Annotated in this window: 9 protein-coding genes and 1 riboswitch; of the genes, 2 read left to right on the top strand and 7 right to left on the bottom strand. The window is 68.2% G+C overall.

What is annotated here, in order from left to right:
- Positions 1-12: 12 nt before the first annotated feature.
- The 6 genes from HCA44_RS17645 to prpD all read right to left on the bottom strand — a co-directional run bounded on the left by HCA44_RS17645 (position 13) and on the right by prpD (position 7,728).
- On the bottom strand, positions 13-576 hold the full coding sequence (locus tag HCA44_RS17645) for a ribulose 1,5-bisphosphate carboxylase large subunit (protein WP_169650631.1): 564 nt from the start codon (positions 574-576) through the stop codon (positions 13-15).
- A 53-nt stretch (positions 577-629) separates the two neighbouring features.
- Positions 630-2,837, bottom strand: coding sequence for an MMPL family transporter (locus HCA44_RS17640; RefSeq protein WP_169650630.1), 2,208 nt, complete (start codon positions 2,835-2,837; stop codon positions 630-632).
- Positions 2,834-4,036: a glycoside hydrolase family 5 protein gene (locus tag HCA44_RS20800; RefSeq protein WP_240945611.1), complete on the bottom strand. Its 1,203-nt coding sequence runs from the start codon at positions 4,034-4,036 to the stop codon at positions 2,834-2,836. The genes HCA44_RS17640 and HCA44_RS20800 overlap by 4 nt, the downstream gene beginning before the upstream one ends.
- 115 nt (positions 4,037-4,151) lie before the next feature.
- A complete protein-coding gene (locus HCA44_RS17630; RefSeq protein WP_169650684.1) occupies positions 4,152-5,273 on the bottom strand; it encodes a bifunctional 2-methylcitrate synthase/citrate synthase in 1,122 nt (373 codons plus the stop codon).
- Between the two features lie 8 nt (positions 5,274-5,281).
- Positions 5,282-6,193 carry a methylisocitrate lyase gene (prpB, locus tag HCA44_RS17625; RefSeq protein ID WP_169650629.1) on the bottom strand — a complete coding sequence of 304 codons (912 nt, stop codon included), beginning with the start codon at positions 6,191-6,193 and terminating at the stop codon, positions 5,282-5,284.
- Entirely contained in the window at positions 6,193-7,728 is a 1,536-nt protein-coding gene (gene prpD / locus HCA44_RS17620) for a 2-methylcitrate dehydratase PrpD (protein ID WP_169650628.1), read from the bottom strand. Before prpD ends, prpB begins: the two co-directional genes overlap by 1 nt.
- A gap of 173 nt (positions 7,729-7,901) precedes the next feature.
- Here prpD and HCA44_RS17615 point away from each other — a divergent pair, with 173 nt between their 5' ends.
- Both HCA44_RS17615 and metE read left to right on the top strand, forming a co-directional pair.
- Positions 7,902-9,347, top strand: coding sequence for a short-chain fatty acyl-CoA regulator family protein (locus HCA44_RS17615; RefSeq protein WP_169650627.1), 1,446 nt, complete (start codon positions 7,902-7,904; stop codon positions 9,345-9,347).
- Between the two features lie 64 nt (positions 9,348-9,411).
- Positions 9,412-9,637, top strand: a riboswitch (cobalamin riboswitch).
- Positions 9,638-9,785: 148 nt separating this feature from the next.
- Positions 9,786-12,083 carry a 5-methyltetrahydropteroyltriglutamate--homocysteine S-methyltransferase gene (gene metE / locus HCA44_RS17610; RefSeq protein WP_169650626.1) on the top strand — a complete coding sequence of 766 codons (2,298 nt, stop codon included), beginning with the start codon at positions 9,786-9,788 and terminating at the stop codon, positions 12,081-12,083.
- 62 nt (positions 12,084-12,145) lie between these two features.
- Here metE and HCA44_RS17605 read toward each other — a convergent pair whose 3' ends face one another.
- Complete coding sequence (locus tag HCA44_RS17605) at positions 12,146-13,498, bottom strand: DUF3533 domain-containing protein (protein WP_169650625.1); 1,353 nt, start codon at positions 13,496-13,498, stop codon at positions 12,146-12,148.
- Between the last annotated feature and the right edge of the window lie 238 nt (positions 13,499-13,736).

Below are 13,736 nucleotides of genomic sequence, written 5' to 3'. Positions count from 1 at the left end.
GGACAGTGCCGGTCATTCCGCGGACTCGCCCCGTCGCCGGAAGTACTTGAAGCCGGGGACGCCCTGGATCGCCTGCCGGACGTCCTTGACGGTTTCGAGCAGCTGGTGGATCTCGGGTGCGACGGTGTCGAGCGTCGCCAGGATCGGCATCACCGCGTTGGTGCGGGCGGTCAGCTCGGGCAACTGGTCGACCAGCGCGATCGCGGCGGCGACCTCCTCCTCTGAGAAGTCGTCGACGAATTTCTTCGCGAGTGGTGCCGCCTGCAGCGCCAGCGGCTCGTAGATCTCGAGCAACTGCTGCGCGGCCGTCGACAGCGCGGCTGCGGTCTCGGTGACGGTTGCCGCCGCGTCGGTGACCTCGGCGGCGCGCTTGTGCACCGCGACGGCGCCGTCGGTGACGGCGTCGATGCGCGCGACGACGAACTCGACCTCCACCAGCAGCCGCTCGACACCCGACACGAGCGACTCGATCCGCGCGGGCAACGACGCGACCAGCGTCGCCGTGCCGACGCCCCACCGGGCGACCGCGACGGCGGCGCCGACGACCTCGCGCGGACCCGGAATCTCGAATGCCATTCGTCCAGTGTGCCCGATCGTGTGCACCGCCCCGGTTCGCGCGGAAGCTCCGCCTACCCGTCCGCCTCCGCCCGCGACAGCGTCGACGGCCACCAGATCGCCCGGCCGATGTCGTGCGACATCGCGGGTACCAGGATGCTCCGCACCACGATCGTGTCGAGCAGAACACCGAATGCGACGGCGAACCCGACCTCGGCGAGGAACACCAACGGCAGGATCCCGAGCACCGCGAACGTGGCGGCCAGCACGACGCCTGCCGACGTGATCACGCCGCCGGTCACCGTGAGCCCGCGCATGATTCCAGGTCGTGTGCCCACGCGCAGAGTCTCCTCCCGCACACGCGTCATCAGGAAGATGTTGTAGTCGATGCCCAGCGCCACCAGGAAGATGAATGCGTACAGCGGGAAAGCCGGATCGGAGTCGGGGAACCCGAACACATGCGTGAAGAAGAAGCCGCTGACACCGAGCGTGGCGGCGAACGACAGGACCACCGTCGAGATCAGGATGATCGGTACCACCAGCGCCCGCAGCAGCAGGACGAGCACCACCAGGATCACCGCCAGCACGATCGGAATGATCAGGTTCCGGTCGTGCACCGACGCCGTCTGCACGTCGACGGTCGTCGCGGTGCTGCCCCCGACGAGGGCGTCGGCCCCGGGAACGGCGTGGACAGCGGCACGGACACGTTCCACCGTGTCGAGCGCCGCCGGCGAATCGTACGAGTCGACGAGAGTCGCGTTGACGATCATGCGGCCGTCGATCGGTGACACCGTGAGGTCGGGTGGTGCGCACCCGCCGCCCGACTGCTGCAGCGCGGCAGCCGCTCGAGGGTTCTGGCGTACCAGTTCGGCCACCTTCGCGGTGTCCACCTGCGGGCACACCGCGCCGGGCTCGTCCGAGATGCCGTCGACCGCGGAGGCGGCGTCGATCACCGCCTGCCGCTGGGCATCGTTGGTTGCGATCACGACCGGCGTGCCCGCGCCGGGGTCGAACGTCTCGTCGTAGAGCTCCTGGCCGACGACGGCGTCCGGTGTCGTCGTGAAATTCTCGGTCGAACTGAGGCCACCCGTCTTCAGGCTGCCGATCCCACCGGCGAACAGCACGATCAGCAACACCGTGGCGCCGATCCAGAAGGGGCGATCGCGGTCGGTCACGGTCTTCGCGATACGCGACCACAGCCCGTGCGTCGTGAGGTCGGACGCGTCGTCGGCGTGCGGGGTACGCGGCCAGAACACCCAGCGGCCCGCGACCGCGAGAGCAACGGGCAGGAACGACATCATCACCACATAGGTGCATACGATGCCGATCGCGGCGACCGGGCCGAGGCTGCGGTTGGAGTTGAGCTCCGAGAAGAGCAGACACAGCACACCGAGGATCACCGTGCCCGCCGAAGCGGTGATGGCCGGTGCACTCTCCCGCCAGGCACGACGCATCGCGTCGAACCGGCTGTCGTAACGGTGGAGTTCCTCGCGATAGCGCGAGATGAGCAACAACGCATAGTCGGTGCCCGCACCGATCACGAGGACGAAGAGGATCCCCTGACTCTGGCCGGTGAGCGTCAACAGGTCCGCGTCGGCGAGCAGATAGATCACCATCGACGCGGCCCCGAGGGCAAGCAGCGCCGAGAGCAGTGGGAAAACCCAGATGAACGGCGACCTGTACACCACGAGCAGAATGAGCACCACGACGATCAGGGCCGCGCCGAGCAGCGCCCCGTCGATGCCCTCGAATGCGTCGATGAACGCGACGAGCAGACCGGCGGAGCCGGCGGGGAGGATTTCCAGACCCGGCGCGGCCTGTTGCGCGGCGTCGAGGATCTTCTGCTCGGTGGCCGCCAGCTCGTCGCCCGCGATCTCGACGCCGTCTTTCGCGGACTCGAGCGGCACGTACAGTGCCGCGACCTTTCCGTCCGCCGAGAACTCGGGTGGAGCGAGGTCGTCGGCCGCGACGCCGGGAATCTGCATGATCGCGGTACGCGCCGCATCCACCTTCTGCTTGTCGGCGTCGGTGAGCGGTGCGTCGGAGCGCAACAGGACGAACCCGGGAATGGTCGGGTCGGCGACGAACTTCTCCGATTCGTCCGCCACCTCGGTCGACTCCGCGGAACTCGGCAGGTACGACGCATTGTCGTTCTTCTGCACCTCGGAGAGCTTGCTCTGGAACGAGCCACCCGCACCGCCCACGAGCAGCGCGGCGATTGCGACCGCGGCCAGAGTGAACCCCGGCCAGCGACGTCGACGCACCTGCGGATCCTGGCTCATTCCAGGGTGTTCCGTTCTGCGAGCACGTCACGCACCGGGTCGTCCGGGCCGATGTCGTATGTACATTGATCCGGTCGCGGGTCGGGGACGAATGCCCACAACAGTGCTCCCGCCGTGCCCGCCGACCGCTGCCCGTCGATCTTGGTGGCGACATCGCGCGCCCGCTGCCGGGTGGTGGCACAGTCACCGCCGACGAGTTGCCCGATCTCGCCCACGAGAAGAGGCTTGCCCACCGCTCGTGCCTGGTCGAGACGCACCGCGAGGCCGTTGAACTCGTCGCCCGGAAGAGGTACGCCGTCGGCACCGTAGTCGTGGTACTGGAGCACGTCGAGGTTGGACGACGCCGCCACGTACTGGTATTCCGGCCCTGCGGTTCCGCACTGTCCGCCGCCGAGCAGACCGACGGTGATCAGGTGACCCGGATCGATGTCGCGGACGATCGCCCCGGCGTCGTCCACGAACTGTCGCAGTACGGCTGCTCCGTCGGGCGCACACGGGCCACCCTGATAGAGGGTCGTCTCCGGCTCGCCGACGAGTTCCCACATCGCAAGTGCAGGCTCGGAGTGCCATCGTGCGACCGCGGTGCGCAGCCACGTCTCGTACCGCATCCCCGACTGGTTCTCCGCGGGGTACACCGTGCGGTCGGGTTCGCCCCGGCCGCTGTCGCCCGACTCGGAGCCGCTGCTGCCCGAGTTCTCCGCGCTGCCGTTGCCCGAGCTGCCGTTGTCCGCGCTGCCGTTGCCCGCGCTGCCGGAGCTGCCCGAACCCGAGCTGCCCGAGCTCCCCGAACTGCCGTTGTCGTCGGAGGGCTCGCGCCATCCCTCGGCATACCAGTCGCGGTCCTTGTACACCTCGTCCTCGCACGCCCCGTCGAAGGTGGTGAGGACGGGGACGAGCAGCTGACCGTGGCGTGCGGCGGCAGCGAACACCGCGTCGACCGCCGAGAAATCGAGTTCGCCCGTCGCCTTGTCGGTCGCGAGGCTGGCGAGCGCGTTGAACCGCGTGAGCGATGCCGGCGGCAGACTCGCGAAGAACTCGTCGAGGTCGACCATCGCGCCGCACCCCTTGTTGATCGACCAGTCCGTGGCGAGTTGGTACGCGTTCAGTCCGGCAGGCCACCACGGCCTGCCGTCCAGGGTGAGTCCGGTCCCGTCGGTACCGACCGCCTCGTGTGCGGCCGCAGGGGGTGCCATGAGCATCAACGATGCCACCGCCGAGGCCGCGATCGCAGCGAGACTACGCACGCGCATACGACTCAGCCTGCCATTTTCAGTGATCGCAGACCGGTGTTTCACGGGTCTGCGGCCCTCCGGGTCAGGCGACGACGGTGCGCTGCGGAACCCCGTTGTATTCGCTGAGTGGGCGGATCAGAGCGTTGGACTCGCCCTGCTCGATGATGTGGGCGGTCCAGCCGGTGATTCGGCTCATCACGAAGATGGGTGTGAAGACCTCGATGTCGAAGCCGAGCAGGTAGTACGCGGGGCCGGTGGGGAAGTCGAGGTTGGGCTCGATGCCGGTGGCCTCGCGCATCGTCTTCTCGAGGATCTCGTACATGCGTACCCACTCGGCGCCGTCGGTGCGCGCGGCGACATCGTAGAGGGCATCGCGCATCGTCGGGACCCGCGAGTCGCCCTTCTTGTAGACGCGGTGTCCGAAGCCCATGACCTTCTCCTTGCGGGCGAGCTTGCCCCGCAGCCAGTCCTCGGCGCGGTCGGGGTCGCCGATCTCGAGCATGTCGTGCATGACGGCTTCGTTCGCGCCTCCGTGCAGCGGGCCCTTGAGGGCACCGATCGCGGCGGTGACGGCGCTGTAGATGTCGGACAGTGTCGACGTCACGACGCGGGCCGCGAACGTGGAGGCATTGAAGCTGTGCTCGGCGTAGAGGATGAGCGACACCTCGAAGGCGCGGACCAGTTCGGGGGCGGGCACCTCGCCGAAGCACATGTTCAGGAAGTTCTCGGCGAAACCGAGATCATTCCGCGGTGCAACGGGTTCGAGGCCGCGGCGACGCCGGTGGTCGGCGGCGACGATCGTCGGCAGCACAGCCGTCATGCGCAGCGCTTTGGCACGGTTGGCCTCGGCCGAGTTATCGTCCTCCCCAGGGTCTTCCGCGCCGAGATAGCTGATCGCGGTGCGCACGACGTCCATCGGGTGACAGTTGTCGGGCAGCTTGGTCACGAGACTCAGCAGCGAGCGATCGGCGAGCCGGTACGCCTGCTCGCGCTGACGGAACAGCGCGAGTTGCGTGTCGGTGGGCAGCTCGCCGTGCCACAACAGGTACGCCACTTGCTCGAAGCTGCAATGCTCGGCGAGATCCTGGACCGCGTACCCGCGGTAGGTGAGCGAGTTGGTCTCGGGCACGACCTTGGAGATCGCCGTCGTGTCGACGACGACGCCCGCGAGCCCTTTGTAGATGGTGGTGATCTCGGGTGACACGGTCATGACTACCGTCCTTCGACAGTGAAGTTGAAGATGCCGGAATCGAATTCGTTGTAACGCTCGTACTCGAGCAGCTCGTACAGCCGCGCTCGCGTCTGCATGCGGTCGACGACGCCTTCCTGCGTGCCCAGCTCGTGGATCTCGCGCAGGCCCTGTTCGATCGCGCCCATCGCGAGACGCAGCGTGGTGACCGGGTAGATCACGGCGTTGTAGCCGATGTCCTCGAGCGTCTTGGCGGACAGGAGCCGCGACTTGCCGAACTCGGTCATGTTCGCGAGCAGCGGGATGTCGACCGCTGCCCGGAACTTCTCGAAATCCGTTTCGGTGCGCAGTGCCTCGGTGAAGATCATGTCGGCGCCCGCGTCGGCATAGGCCTTCGCGCGGTCGATCGCCTCGTCGATACCGTCCGTTCCGGCGGCGTCGGTGCGGGCACAGATCACGAAGTCGGGGTCGCGTCGCGCGGTCACCGCGGCGCGCACGCGGCGCACCATGTCGTCGGCGGGCACGATCGCCTTGCCGTCGAGATGCCCGCACCGCTTGGGGTTCACCTGGTCCTCGAGGTGCAGCCCCGCGATGCCGGCGTCCTCGAAGGCGACGACCGTGCGGGCGGCACTCATCGGTTCGCCGAAGCCGGTGTCGGCGTCGACGAGAACCGGTAGATCGGTGGCGTGCGCGATCTGCATGCTGTGCGCGGTGACCTCGGTGAGGGTGGTGAGCCCGATGTCGGGCAGCGCGAGGGCCGCCGAGAGGGCGCCCCCGGACACGTACGCTCCTTCGAAACCGATCTCCTGGATCAGCTTGGCCGTGAGCGGGTTGATCGCGCCGGGCAGACGCTGGATCGAACCCGACGACAGGCCGTCGCGCAGGGCCTTGCGTTTGTCGGACGCCGACGCCGCGCCTCCCATGAGTGCGGACATCAGAACAGTCCTCGCTGTGACTCGGGTGCAGTGGTTTTCGGCGCACGGGCGAGCACGTCGTCGTCGACGGCGAACGTGAGTTCCGCGAGCTCGCCCGCCTTCATCTGCGGCAGGCGCTGCGCCGCGTCGAGGAAACGGTCCTGCTCCGCAGGTGCCACCACGCCCTCGGCGAGGGTGCGGAACTTCGCGATGTACTGGTCCCGTGCGAACGGGCGGGCGCCGAGAGGGTGTGCGTCGGCCACCGCGAGTTCGTCGACGATCACCTCGCCGCTCTTCAGCGTCACCTCGGCGCGGGCACCGAACGCCTTCTCGGACGGGTCGGTCGAGTGGTAGCGGCGGGTCCACTCGGGATCCTCGGCCGTCGAGATCTTCTTCCACAACTCGACGGTGTCGGCGCGCTGTGCCCGCTCGGGCGCGTACGACCGCTCGTGATGCCACGTGCCGTCCTGCAGCGCGACCGCGAAGATGTACATCACCGAGTGGTCGAGCGTCTCGCGCGACGCGGTGGGATCGAACTTCTGCGGATCGTTCGAGCCGGTCCCGATCACGACGTGCGTGTGGTGGCTGGTGTGCAGCACGATCGACGCGATCTGGTCCAGATCGCCGATGCGCTCGCGCATCCGTCGCGCGAGGTCGATCGGTGCCTGGCTCTGATACTCCGCCGAGTGTTCCTTGGTGTAGGTGTCGAGGATCGCGCGCTTCGCCTCACCCGGTCCGGGCAGCGGCACTAGGTATTCGGCCTTCGGGCCGCCGAGCAGCCACGCGATCACGCCGTCCTCGCCCTCCCAGATGGGCGACGGCGCGCCCTCGCCGCGCATCGCCCGGTCGACGGCCTCGACGGCCATCTTGCCCGCGAAGGCGGGGGCGTACGCCTTCCAACTCGAGATCTCGCCCTTGCGGGACTGACGTGTCGCGGTGGTGGTGTGCAGGGCCTGCCCGACCGACTGGTACACGGTCTCGGCGTCGAGCCCGAGCAGCGTGCCGATGCCTGCAGCTGCCGACGGGCCGAGGTGCGCGACGTGGTCGATCTTGTGCTCGTGCAAGCACATTGCGCGCACCAGGTCGACCTGGACCTCGTAGCCCGTCGCGATACCACGGACGAGATCGGCACCGGTGGCACCGACGTGCTGTGCCACCGCGAGGATCGGCGGGATGTTGTCGCCTGGGTGCGAGTACTCGGCGGCCAAGAAGGTGTCGTGGAAGTCCAACTCACGTACCGCGACGCCGTTCGCCCACGCGGACCACTCGGGGGAGAACGTTCCGCCGATTCCGAACACGGTCGACCCGTGCCTGTTCGACGTCGACCGACTGTACGGATGTGCCTGTGCCTGCGCCCGGGCGTTCGACACCGGTCGGCGGATCAGCGATGCCGCGGCGACGGCGGCATTGTCGATCACACGGTTGACGATCATGTCGGTGGCGTCCTGCGGGACGTCCACGGGATCGGTCGCCACCTCGGCGATGCGCCAGGCGAGATGTTCTTCGCGGGGAAAGTCCTCCGCGGAGCGATGGGTGCGAACGATGTGTGTCTTCACTGCTGTCCTCCGTGTGCTCGTCGAGCCGGTCGAAAGGGTGTCCGACCGGCCCTCTCTTCGCACGCTACGCACGAAGGGCGCCGTGCGAAATACGTGGCAGATGCCTATTTCTGCGGAACGATCCGACCGAATTTGCGGAAGTTGTGAAAGCGGCATGTGTATATTCGCGGGCCATGCAGAAGATGTTCGCCGGGGGTCGGTTGCGGCGACTGCGTGACGAACGGGCGCTCACCCAGACCGCGCTCGCGAAAATGCTCGGGCTGTCGGTCAGCTACGTCAACCAGCTCGAGAACGATCAGCGGCCCCTCACGGTGCCGGTGCTGCTGCGGCTCAACTCGGTGTTCGACCTCGACATGGCCTTCTTCGCGGCAGACACCGATGCCCGGTTGCTCGCCGACCTGCAGGAAGCGCTCGCGGATCACCCCGAGACCGCCGACATGTCTGCAGGCGAGCTCGACGAACTCGCGACGCGCATGCCCGCCGTCGCGCACGCGCTCGTTGCGATGCACCGCCGCGTCGTCGGTACCACCGAACAGCTCGACAGCTTCACGTCGGGCACCGAGAACTCGGTGCTCGCGCTGCCCGAGTCTGCGACGGGCGCCGCGATGCCCTACGAAGACGTCCGGGATTTCTTCTACGACAACCGAAACCACATTCCCGAACTCGACGACGCGGCAGAGGAGTTGTTCGACGGCAAAGGGCTCACGATCGGCGGCCTCGACCGCCAGCTCGCCGACCTGTTGCGCGCAGACTTCGAGATCGGTGTCACGCTCCACGCCGACGACGCCGGACGCGGCCCGAAACGCCGCTACGACGCGCGTACCCGCACTGTCACCCTCGCGCGGCGGCTCTCCCCAGGGCAGCGTGCCTTCCAGTTGGCGACGCAACTCGCGTTCGTCGCGTACGAGGACGTGCTCGATGTGGTGCTGCGGCGGGCCTCGAGCCTTCCACCGCAATCGCGTGAGCTCGCCCGCATCGGTCTCGCGAACTACTTCGCGGGCGCACTCGTGCTGCCGTACGGGCGATTCCTCGACGCCGCCGAGAAGCTGCGCTACGACATCGACCTGTTGTCGGGGCGATTCGAAGTCGGCTTCGAGACGATCTGTCACCGGCTCTCGACGCTGCAGCGCCCCGGGCGTCGCGGCGTGCCGTTCTTCTTCGTCCGCACCGATCGCGCCGGAAACATATCGAAGCGACAGTCGGCCACCGCATTTCACTTTTCCCGCGTCGGCGGCAGCTGTCCACTGTGGGTCGTGCACGACGCCTTCGCGACGCCGGGACGTATCCGCACCCAGATCGCGCAGATGCCCGACGGACGCAGCTACCTGTGGCTCGCGCGCACGACCGGCGAAGAGCAGTTCGGCTACCTCGCGCAGAACCGCGAGTTCGCCGTCGGGCTCGGCTGCGACCTCGGCTACGCGTCGCGCCTCGTGTACTCGACGGGCATGAACATCGACGACCCGTCGGCCGCCGTCCCGATCGGTGCCGGGTGCAAGATCTGCGAGCGGCCGAACTGTGCGCAGCGCGCGTTTCCGCAGGTGGGGAGGGCGCTGTGGATCGACCAGAACACTGCGGGTGCGGTCCCCTACGCACCGGCGCCGGACCCACACGACCCCTGACGGCTATGCTGGCCGTGCAGCTGGTTCGCCGGCGGCGGTCGTGAGGAGCCCCGAAGACCGTCGACGGCGTCGAAGCGCGGGGGGCGCCTATTGCGCTTCACGCGTGAGAGGGAACCCGGTGGGAATCCGGGACTGTCCCGCAGCGGTATGCAGGAACGACCGCCGTCAGAGCACTGGGTGAGCACCTGGGAAGCGACGGCCAGTAGGTCTGGTGCACGGCAGCCGGTACCACCGGAGCGGGCACCCGGCGCCTGCGAGTCCGAAGACCTGCCGACTGTGTCGGACGCGCCGCGTCCGACGGTCCACCGCCTCGTGGAATGGGCGAGTAGGCCGCTCGTGCCTGTGCCGTGCACGCAGATCGCGGTGCTTTCCATCGGGCTCGAGTGGTGTGCCGTCCGTCGGTGGTGGCCCATCCCGAGCGATGTATCTGGAGAAGCAGTGCAACCGAACACGAACAACCCTGGGGCCCCGAAGGCGACACCGTTCGCCGCGACCGTCCTGGGCTCACCGCGCATCGGCCCGAATCGCGAACTCAAGCGGGCCGTCGAGGCGTACTGGGCGGGCACGCTCAATGCGGCCGATCTCGAGGCGACAGCCGCCGGCCTGCGCCGCGACACCTGGGCGAGCCTCGTCGACGCGGGGCTCGACTCGGTCCCCGTCAACACGTTCTCGTACTACGACCACGTCCTCGACACCGCGGCGATGCTCGGTGCGCTGCCCGAACGGGTCGCCCACATCGACGACCGGCTCGACCGCTACTTCGCGGCCGCGCGGGGAAACGACACCGTCGCCCCGCTGGAGATGACGAAGTGGTTCGACACCAACTACCACTACCTCGTCCCCGAGATCGCGCCGTCCACGACGTTCACGCTCGACGCGTCGAAGGTCGTGGGCGAACTGCGCGATGCGCTCGCGCAAGGAGTTCCGGCCCGTCCCGTCGTGCTCGGTCCGGTCACCTTCCTGCTCCTGTCCAAGCCGGTCGGCGGCCAGGGGCCGCTGCTCGGCCGACTCGACGAGTTGCTGCCGCTGTACCTCGACCTGCTCCGCACGCTCGCCGACGAGGGCGCGCAGTGGGTGCAGTTCGACGAACCTGCGCTCGTCGCCGATCGGAGCGACGACGAGATCGCCGCGGCTGCACGGGTCTACGACGCGCTCACGGCAGCGGACGTGCGGCCGGCGATCCTCGTCGCGAGCTACTTCGGCAGCCTCGGCGGCGCGCTGCCCGCACTCGCGGGAACCGGTGTCGAGGCGATCGGTCTCGATCTCGTCGCCGGGGCCGACTCGGTCGCTGACGTTCCCGCCCTCGCGGGCAAGCATGTCGTCGCGGGCGTCGTCGACGGCCGGAACGTGTGGCGCACCGACCTCGAGTCGGCACTCGGGAAACTCGGCACGCTGCTCGGCAGCACCGGAACGGTCGCGGTGTCGACGTCGTGCTCGCTGCTGCACGTGCCGTACACACTTGCCGCCGAACCCGCGCTCGACGCCGCGCTCCGGTCGTGGCTTGCATTCGGCACGGAGAAGGTGCGCGAGGTACGTGTACTCGCAACGGCATTGGCCGGTAGGCGCTCCGACGTCGACGAGGACTTCGTCCTCGCCCGCGCTGCGAGTGCCGCGCGTGGCGCCGACCCCCGCCTGCACGACACCGCGGTGCGTTCCCGTCTCGCGGACGTCCTGGCGTCGGGTGCCGTGCGCAGCAGCGCCGATCAGCGGCGCACCGCGCAGGCCGAGCGGCTCGACCTGCCGCCGCTGCCGACGACCACGATCGGCTCGTACCCCCAGACGACGGCGATCCGCGTCGCCCGCGCGGCGCTGCGCAAGGGCGAGATCGACGACGCCGAGTACGTGCGACGTATGCGCGCCGAGGTCGCGGATGTCGTTGCACTGCAGGAGGACATCGGACTCGACGTCCTCGTGCACGGCGAACCCGAGCGCAACGACATGGTGCAGTACTTTGCCGAACAGCTCGACGGCTTCTTCGCCACCGCGAACGGCTGGGTCCAGTCGTACGGCAGCCGGTGCGTCCGACCCCCGATCCTGTTCGGCGATGTCGTGCGGCGCGCACCGATGACGACGTCGTGGTTCGAGTACGCGCAGTCGCTCACCGACAAGCCGGTCAAGGGCATGCTGACCGGCCCCGTCACGATCCTCGCGTGGTCGTTCGTGCGCGATGACCAGGCGCTCGCCGAGTCGGCGAACCAGGTGGCCCTCGCGATCCGCGACGAGACGATCGACCTCGAAGCCGCGGGAGCACGCATCGTGCAGGTCGACGAGCCCGCACTGCGTGAACTGCTGCCACTGCGGCGCAGCGAGCAGCAGGAATACCTGGACTGGTCGGTCGGTGCGTTCCGCCTCGCGACGTCCGGCGTCGCCGACACGACACAGATCCACACCCACCTGTGCTACTCGGAGTTCGGCGAGGTGATCGATGCGATCGCCGGTCTCGACGCGGACGTCACGTCGATCGAGGCTGCACGCTCGCACATGGAAGTGCTCGGCGACCTCAACGCGGTCGGTTTCGAACTCGGCGTCGGCCCGGGGGTCTACGACATCCACTCGCCGCGCGTGCCCGCCGTCGACGAGGTCGTCGGCTCGCTCGACGAGGCGCTGCGCGCCGTCCCGTCGGAGAGGTTGTGGGTCAACCCCGACTGCGGCCTCAAGACGCGCGGGCGTGACGAGGTGGAGAAGTCGCTGCGCAACATGGTCGCCGCGGCCGCGAAGGTGCGGGCCGCGCTGTAGCGCCGTCGGAGCCGCTGACCCTTCGGGCGGCGGAGCCGCTGATCCTTCGGGCGGCGGAGCCGCTATGCGTCCGGTTGATCCGTACGCGTAGCGGCCTCGGCCGGCAGCGGCTCGCCGGGCTGCACCGACTTGTGTGTGCGGTGCAGCCCGCGCCAGTCGTAGTAGGCGGTGACCGCGGCACCGAACACGAGGCCGACCGCGACGCCGAGGATTGTCATCCACGTGCCGTGCAGCAGCCCGTTGCCGGGAGCACCGTTGAAGAACAACAGCCCGCGGACGCCGAGATACACCTGGTGCATCGGCGCGAAGTCGGCGAGCACCGAGTACAGCTTGGGCGCCGCGTCGAGCGGGATGGTGCCGCCCGACGACGGGAGTCCGATGATGATGAACACGAACAGGTTGACGAGCAGCCCGATGTTGCCGAACACCGCCATCGTGGAAATCGAGGTGATGCCGACCGCGCTGATCGTGAGCATGCCGTACAGCCACAGCGAGAAGTTCTGCGGTATCGGTAATCCGAAGATGTGTCCCACCCACACGTAGATGCCCGACACCACCATCGACATCAGCACGACGATGACCCATTTGACGACCGTCGTCTGCAACCGGGACACCGGAACCGACTCGTTGTGCAGGTACAGCGGCCCGATCTCGGTCGGGGTGAAGCCGAGCAGGCCGTCGACGAGCGTGTTGATGATCGTCGCGCCCGTGAAGCCCGCCAGGACGAGCAGCAGCGCGTAGTAGAACGCGGCGAGGCCGTAGCCGGTGCCGTCGGGCAAGGGTGCGTGTTCGACGAATCGCACGTCGACCGGTTCGGACAGCACGATCTTGCTCGCACCCGACAGTTGCAGGTCGGGAGCGGTGGCCGCGAGCTGGTCGGTGACCTGTGTGCTCACCTGCTCGCCGATGCGCTGGTTGACGGTATCCATCGCCTGCTGGCCGATCTGGCGTGCGATGTTCGCGCCGAGTGTGCCGGCTCGCGGATTGGTGTACACGGTGATGACGGGGCGTTCGATGTCGTCGCCCGGGACCACGCTCGCCTGCGCGAGAATCATGAGGCGTTTCGTGAAGTCGCTCGGGATCACGATCGATCCGTACAGGCTCGCGTCGTCGAGGCCCTGCTGGGCCTGCGCGATGCCCATCGGCTCGAACGCGATCTTCTCCGGGTCGACGCCCGCTTCGAGACCGTCGACGATCTGGTCGCCGATCACGACATGCTGCGGCGGGTCGGAGCCCACCTGCACGTCGCCCTCGTCCTGGTTGACGACCGCGACGGGGAATTCGTTGAGATTGCGCGTCGGGTCCAGCAGGCCACCCATGTACAGGGCAGCCAGCGACGACATGACGAGTACGACCAGCAGGATCGGCGCGAGCCAGAACCGCGCGGTGAGCAGGACCTCGCGGCCCGTACCCATCGTTCGGCGTGCGCTCGTGTCCGATTCGTTCCTTTGTGCCCCCGGCATTTTCACGCGCCTCACACTAGAGGGCCGAAGGGCCCTTGTGGCGATACCTGTGCGGCACGTCCGATCGGACCCCCGCACGTGCGTACGTCACATCGGACCGAGAGTGCGGCCTGCCTCCTGCCCCCGCGGTCGCAATGTCACATCGTGTGCATCCAACGCACACACCGTCACATCGTGCCCACTGGAGTTG

It is taken from the genome of Rhodococcus sp. HNM0569 (genome assembly GCF_012726205.1).
In the GTDB taxonomy this organism is placed as follows: domain Bacteria; phylum Actinomycetota; class Actinomycetes; order Mycobacteriales; family Mycobacteriaceae; genus Rhodococcus_F.
Note: the sequence above shows the minus strand (reverse complement) of the source record. Positions and strands in the feature narration are given on the sequence as shown.

Bases quoted from the DNA above. Each gene is read 5' to 3' on its own strand.
- HCA44_RS17615 (WP_169650627.1), top strand. From the start codon at position 7,902: ATGCAGAAGATGTTCGCCGGGGGTCGGTTGCGGCGACTGCGTGACGAA.
- HCA44_RS20800 (WP_240945611.1), bottom strand. From the start codon at position 4,036: ATGCTCATGGCACCCCCTGCGGCCGCACACGAGGCGGTCGGTACCGAC.
- HCA44_RS17640 (WP_169650630.1), bottom strand. From the start codon at position 2,837: ATGAGCCAGGATCCGCAGGTGCGTCGACGTCGCTGGCCGGGGTTCACT.
- prpB (WP_169650629.1), bottom strand. From the start codon at position 6,193: ATGTCCGCACTCATGGGAGGCGCGGCGTCGGCGTCCGACAAACGCAAG.
- HCA44_RS17605 (WP_169650625.1), bottom strand. From the start codon at position 13,498: ATGGGTACGGGCCGCGAGGTCCTGCTCACCGCGCGGTTCTGGCTCGCG.
- HCA44_RS17645 (WP_169650631.1), bottom strand. From the start codon at position 576: ATGGCATTCGAGATTCCGGGTCCGCGCGAGGTCGTCGGCGCCGCCGTC.